This window comes from Pseudomonas sp. MD195_PC81_125 (assembly GCF_014060985.1).
Lineage (GTDB): Bacteria > Pseudomonadota > Gammaproteobacteria > Pseudomonadales > Pseudomonadaceae > Aquipseudomonas > Aquipseudomonas parakoreensis.
Genome location: NZ_JABULD010000663.1, coordinates 1 through 3,722, shown reverse-complemented (window position 1 = coordinate 3,722; position 3,722 = coordinate 1). Strand labels below are relative to the sequence as shown.

The window sequence follows — 3,722 nt, the reverse complement described above, 5'->3', positions numbered from 1 at the left end:
CGGCAGCTCCTACACAGGTGGAGCAATGTCGGAGCTGCCGCAGGCTGCGATCTTTGCTTTCTCAGGCAAATAGGTTATTCATCGCCGCGTACTGCAACAGCATGATGGTCTTGGCATCGCAGATCTCACCACGGTGGAACGCCGCCAAGGCCTCATCGAAGCGCCATTCCAGCACGTCCAGTTCTTCGGTTTCTTCTTCGAGGCCGCCGCCCTCACTGACCTTCGATTTCGCGTCGTACTCGGCGATGAAAAAGTGCAGTTTCTCGGTCACCGAACCGGGGCTCATGTAAGCCTCGAACACCTTCTTCACGTCGTGAACGCGGTAACCGGTCTCCTCTTCGGCTTCGTCACGGATTCGCTGCTCCGGTGCCGCACCTTCCAGCAGACCTGCCGCCACTTCGATCAACAAGCCGTCGTGGCCGTTGACGAATACCGGCAAACGGAATTGGCGGGTCAGCACCACCGTGCGCTGTTCGCGGTTGAACAACAGGATCGCCGCTCCATTGCCCCGGTCGTAGACTTCGCGCGTCTGCCGCTGCCAGTCGCCGTTGTTGCGCAGGTAGTCAAAGGTGATCTTCTGCAACAGGTACCAGTCGTGGGACAACACCTGAGTGTCGACGATGTTGACCCGCTCGGCTGTCTTGATCATGACGCCTGATCCTTTGTCATCGGAAAACGCCCATAGTCGATTAATCGCGCCCACAAAAAAAGCCCGGCAGCGCTACCGGGCTTCTTTACCTGCGATTAACGGGCGATGCGCGACAACGCATCATCCGTTTCCTGCGCCGCTGTTCGAGCGCTGTGAATCAGCGGTCCATAACGCCGGCTGAACTCCCAGTTGTACGGCAGGCGATCCTTGCTGACGCCGTTGTCCCAGTTCACCGACCAGGTCATCAGGCCCTTGATCGGCAGCCCCTTGATCGCCAGACGCTTGAGCGCATTGCCCACGGCGGTGCTGTCGATCACATAACCGGTGGCAGCGGCATCGACGTTGGCCGGCAGGCCGATGACGAACTTGTCCGCCGGGATTCTGGTGAAGCCCCGGGTACCGGTCACCAGACTTTCGGTCAGGTAATAGAGGAAATCCTCTTTCAGCGCGTCGTTGTTCTGCGCGATCCACGCGCCATTGCCATTATTGGCTTCCGGTACCCAGACCCCGTCGCCGCCCTGGTTGTAGAACTGCGGCGCGATGAAGTCGTAATAGCCTTCCAGCGCCTGCAGGTAACCGACGTATTTGCCGTTGGTGGTCAGGTACGGAAACTCCGGGGCCATGCTGATGATGAAATGCTTGCCCTGGCCTGCGTAGTGATCCTTGACCAGCTTCAGCGCGGCCGGCAGCACGGTCTTGTTGGCAGCGAAATCAATCGCGCTCTGTTCAAGATCGATGTCCAGCCCGTCAAAGCCATAGGTTTCCACCAGACGGATGATTTCATTGGCTAGCGGCTGTTCCTGACCGGCACGCAATTCGATGTGCGCATCGGCGCCGCCCAGGGAGATCAATACCGCCCGCCCCTGGCTGTTGAGCACGCCGACCTGGCGCCGGAACTCGGCATCGGAGACGTTGTACGGCTTGAAGGTCGGAATCCCGCTGCCCTTCATGAACGCCACCGCAACCACGTTGTACTCCTTGGGCACCGCCTCCAGAGCGATCTCGGCAAAGCGGCCCTGACGGTAGCCGTCACTCGGGCCGGCCGGCCAGTTGTGCCAGAAACCCATGAGAATGTTCTTGCCCGCGATGCTCGGCATCAGTGAAGCCGCGTCGGCGGCCTGACTGTGCATTAACGAAAAGTCGATATTTGACATGTTCTAATCCTTCAGAACCTGTGGGTTGAGCGTTACGCCATTATTTGAAGTCGACGTCGAACGCCTGATAGAAGGCGTTACCGGTGTTGGCGACAATCCACATCAACACGATGACGTGACGACCCTTTTTGCTGGCCGGCAACTTCACCGAATGATTGACCTTGGCCTTCAATTCCCCCGGATAGCTGTAATACGGCACTTGAGTGTAGAAGTCTTCGGCGAAAGGCTGCGCCTCGAGTTGTGCACGGGAAATACGCTGTTTCGGATCCCAGCCATCCTTGGTGATCATCCAGCGATAGCCACGGGTAGTGTGTGGCGCGGTGTATTCCCACTTCACTTCCAGGGTCTGGCCCGGGGGTGACGCTGAGCAGCGGCCAGTTGAACGGACGGTTGAGCTTTTTGCTCATTTCCTCGTCGGTGAAGTTCACACAGTCACGGGCATCGGTCTTGCCACCGCTGAGAATGTAACCGTCGGCGGGTGGTGTGACGCTGTCGCTGTCACTGCCATAGGGCGCAGGAAAAGGTCCTGCGGTCAGCGCCGGGAAGTTCTTGCCACCTTCCATTTCGTTGACCTGCCAGGCACCGAGCAATCCTTGCTCGATGGCGACCGCACCGCGGCTGGCTGGAGAGGTAACGCGACCGTGTCGCAGCTGGGTTTGAGCTTGTGGTTGATTCATGTTTTTCACTCCGTTGATTTAAGAACTCTCCTGTCCGAGGAGAGGCCTTCAAGCTAACGGAGGTGGTTTTTTTGTCCATCGGCGGTTTTGTCGCAGGCCATCGGCGCCTCAAGCGGAAAACGCCGCAAATACTGGATGAATATACAGCCAATTGCGACAACGCCCACCTGACGCATGGCTAAAGGCCTACACGCCGACACAGCAAAAACCCGCATTCATCACTCACTCCAGTTGTGCCTGGTATTCCTTTTCGTATTGCCCGGCGAGCTGTTCCTTTTGCTTGTCGTCGAGCAACTTGCCGGCCATCTGGAAGAATTTCTGCTCCTCCTCCTTGAGATGGTGATGAACCTTGTCGGAAAGTTTTTTTGCAGTGGCCAGCCACGCCGGGCTGGACATCTCGGTCTCATCCAGTTCTTCCATCATCTCGTCCATTTCATGATGCTCGGAGATGGCATGTCGACTGAGGTCGACGCCATTGTCGAACTCCATCAGCGGGATGTAGAAGTGGCGTTCTTCGGCGGTCTCATGCGCCTGCAGTTCGGCCTTGAGCTGTTTGTAGGCTTCAACACGCTCCGGAGTATCACCGCTGGTTTCGACCAGAGCTTTGGCGTAATTGCGCTGACGGTCGTGGCTTTCGCGAAGGGCTTCGAAAATATTCATGGGGGGTCCTCATCAACCGCGTTCGAAATGACGCTGTAGAAGCTAGACCCCGACGCAACAGCGGCGGTTCCAAAGGGATGAGCAAGGACTTGGAAAGCGCCCGCCGGGCAGGATAGGCTGCGCGTTCACCTCACAAGGAAGTTGCGCATGACGTTGCGAATCGAGCTGTCGCAGAACCCTACGGAAGAACAGCGCAAGGCTATCCTCGAGCCGTTGATTGCGTACAACGACGCCCGGACCGGGGGCTCCACGTCGGAACCGTTCGCCCTGCTGGTGCGCGATGAACAGGACGCGATACTCGGCGGTTTGTATGGCCGGGTGATTTTCCAGTGGATGTACATCGAGTTGCTTTGCGTCCCGGAACAGGGTCGCGGACAGCGCATCGGCTCGGAACTGATGGCCATGGCGGAAAATCTGGCCAAGGAAAAGAACTGCCTGGGCATCTGGCTGGACACCTTCGATTTTCAGGCGCCGGCGTTCTACAAGAAGCTGGGATTCAGCCAGTTTGGCGAGATCGTTGATTACCCGCCGGGGCATAGCCGGCATTATTTCCAGAAGCGCTTGAAGGATTGAACCTCAAGG

Annotated in this window: 3 protein-coding genes and 2 pseudogenes; 1 reads left to right on the top strand and 4 read right to left on the bottom strand. The window is 57.8% G+C overall.

What is annotated here, in order from left to right:
* Positions 1-61: 61 nt before the first annotated feature.
* The 4 genes and pseudogenes from HT737_RS26190 to HT737_RS26175 form a co-directional block, all read right to left on the bottom strand.
* On the bottom strand, positions 62-649 hold the full coding sequence (locus tag HT737_RS26190) for an NUDIX domain-containing protein (RefSeq protein ID WP_047295083.1): 588 nt from the start codon (positions 647-649) through the stop codon (positions 62-64).
* Positions 650-780: 131 nt separating this feature from the next.
* A pseudogene (locus HT737_RS26185) lies at positions 781-1,803 on the bottom strand (chitinase); the annotation flags it as partial.
* 40 nt (positions 1,804-1,843) lie between these two features.
* A pseudogene (locus HT737_RS26180) lies at positions 1,844-2,480 on the bottom strand (lytic polysaccharide monooxygenase auxiliary activity family 9 protein).
* 222 nt (positions 2,481-2,702) lie between these two features.
* The gene (locus HT737_RS26175; RefSeq protein ID WP_041074240.1) at positions 2,703-3,140 is read right to left on the bottom strand and encodes a hemerythrin domain-containing protein; all 438 of its coding nucleotides are present in this window, start codon (positions 3,138-3,140) and stop codon (positions 2,703-2,705) included.
* A gap of 147 nt (positions 3,141-3,287) precedes the next feature.
* Between HT737_RS26175 and HT737_RS26170 the strand changes: the two genes are divergently transcribed.
* Positions 3,288-3,713, top strand: a complete 426-nt coding sequence (locus HT737_RS26170; RefSeq protein ID WP_095666935.1) for an N-acetyltransferase — start codon at positions 3,288-3,290, stop codon at positions 3,711-3,713.
* Positions 3,714-3,722: the final 9 nt, after the last annotated feature.

Coding starts and splice junctions, on each gene's coding strand:
- HT737_RS26175 (WP_041074240.1), bottom strand. CDS start 3,140: ATGAATATTTTCGAAGCCCTTCGCGAAAGCCACGACCGTCAGCGCAAT.
- HT737_RS26190 (WP_047295083.1), bottom strand. CDS start 649: ATGATCAAGACAGCCGAGCGGGTCAACATCGTCGACACTCAGGTGTTG.
- HT737_RS26170 (WP_095666935.1), top strand. CDS start 3,288: ATGACGTTGCGAATCGAGCTGTCGCAGAACCCTACGGAAGAACAGCGC.